This window comes from Pseudomonas sp. Irchel 3E13 (genome assembly GCF_900187455.1).
In the GTDB taxonomy this organism is placed as follows: Bacteria; Pseudomonadota; Gammaproteobacteria; order Pseudomonadales; family Pseudomonadaceae; genus Aquipseudomonas.
The window spans coordinates 1-2,000 of the sequence record NZ_FYDX01000044.1 but is presented as its reverse complement, the minus strand read 5'-3'; the positions used below and the strand labels follow the sequence as shown (position 1 = coordinate 2,000).

Genomic DNA, 2,000 nt, shown 5'->3' with positions numbered 1-2,000 from the left:
ACCCTGGTCCAATCCAACGGCAACCTGACCCTCGACGGCCTGCTCAACATCAGCAATGCCGGCGGCTTCGGCATCGGCGTCTACCAACTGTTCAGCTACGGCGGCAGCCTGACCAACAACGGCCTGACCCTGGGCACCCTGCCGACCGACTTCCTGGCCTCGCAGATGACCGTGCAGACCGAAATCGCCAACCAGGTCAACCTGGTGGTCGGTGAAGCCGACGGCGGCCTGCTGTTCTGGAACGGCTCGAAAACCACCGCCGACGGCACCGTCAGCGGCGGCAGCGGCACCTGGGGCGCGGACACCAACTGGACCAACTCCACCGGCAAAAACGCCAACGACTGGACCGGCGGCCAATTCGCGGTCTTCGGCGGCAAGGGTGGCACCGTCACCATCGATGGCCAGCGTGCCTTCTCCGGCATCCAGTTCCTCAGCGACGGCTACCAACTGGTCGGCACCGCCGGCACGCTGGAAGCGGTCAACGCCGCCGACGGCAGCCTGGCCAGCCTGCGCGTGGCCGGCAACGCCTCGGCGCTGATCGCCGCGCAACTGGTCGGCAGCGGCGGCATCGAGAAACTCGACGGCGGCACCCTGGTGCTGTCGGGCGCCAACACCTACAGCGGTGGCACCCTCGTCAGCGGCGGTACGCTGATAGGCAACACCACCAGCCTGCAAGGCGACATCGTCGATAACGCCGACCTGATCTTCCAACAGGACGTCAACGGCACCTTCAGCGGCAACCTGAGCGGCACCGGTTCGGCTTACAAACGCGGCGCCGGCACCCTGCTGTTCACTGGCGACCACAGCTTCAGCGGCGACTTCCTGATCCAGGAAGGCGTGCTGCAAGTGGGTGAAACAGTCGCCGCCGCTGCCGCGCCGGTGGCCGCGTTCGCGCGCATGGCCCTGTTCGCCGCGCCGGTCGGCAATACCCTGGCGGCCGACATCGTCGTCGCCAACGGCGCCGGCCTCACCGGCACCGGCACCGTCAACAGCGTGATCAACAAAGGCACCGTGCAGCCCGGCCCGAACGGCAACCTGACCGTCACCGGCGACTTCACCAACGCCAGCGAAGGCACCCTGAGCATCAACCTGACCCCGCTGCCGACCAGCTACCTGGCCGTGGGCGGCACCGCCAACCTGGCCGGTACGCTGAACGTGTTCGCGGCGCAGCCGTACACCGGCGACACCACCTACACCCTGCTGACCGCCGGCGGCGGCATCACCGGCAAGTTCGACAGCGACAACCTCGACAGCCTCGGCGTGGCCTCGAACCTGGCCTTCATCGACACCCGCCTGGTGTACGGCAGCAACGACGTCAGCCTGTCGGTGGCGCGCAACGGCGTCGCCTTCGCCGACGTCGCCCTCAGCGACAACCAGCGTGGCGTCGCCGCCGCCCTGGACTCGGCCGCCGCGCCGGCCAGCCTGCGCAGCGCGATCACCAGCATGGACCGCGCCGCGGCGCAGGCCGCGTTCGACAGCCTGTCCGGCGAAATCCACGCCAGCACCGCCAGCGTCTTGCTGGAGGACTCCCGCTACGTGCGCAACACCGTCAATGACCGCATGCGTCAGGGCGATTGCGGCAACGACGACCCGCGCAGCGTGCTGGCACCGACCAGCGGACAGCAGAGCAGCAGCGGTTGCCAGGGGCAGGGCGTGGGCTGGATCACCGCCCTGGGCGGCTGGTCCAACAACGACGGCAGCCATGGCGCCGCCAGCGTCGATCGCGACCTGTCCGGCTTCATGCTCGGCTTCGACAACAACCTGAATGACGAATGGCGCGCGGGTATCGCGGCGGGCTACACCAAGACCAGCCTCGATGCCAGCAAGCGCAACTCGGATGCGTCGGTCGACAGCTACCACCTGGCCACCTACCTCAGCTACCAACTCGACGCCTTCGCCGCACGCATGGGCGCCGGTTATAGCTGGCACGACATCGACAGCAAACGTCATGTCGCGGCGGGCAGCTACAACGAAGAGCTGAAAGCCAAGTACAAGGCCGG

Annotated in this window: 1 protein-coding gene; it reads left to right on the top strand. The window is 67.8% G+C overall.

Annotation, left to right across the window (positions count from 1 at the left end; translation table 11 throughout):
- Positions 1-2,000 (top strand): autotransporter domain-containing protein (locus CKW37_RS32255; RefSeq protein ID WP_143502196.1); only part of this gene is annotated, 2,000 nt, incomplete at both ends.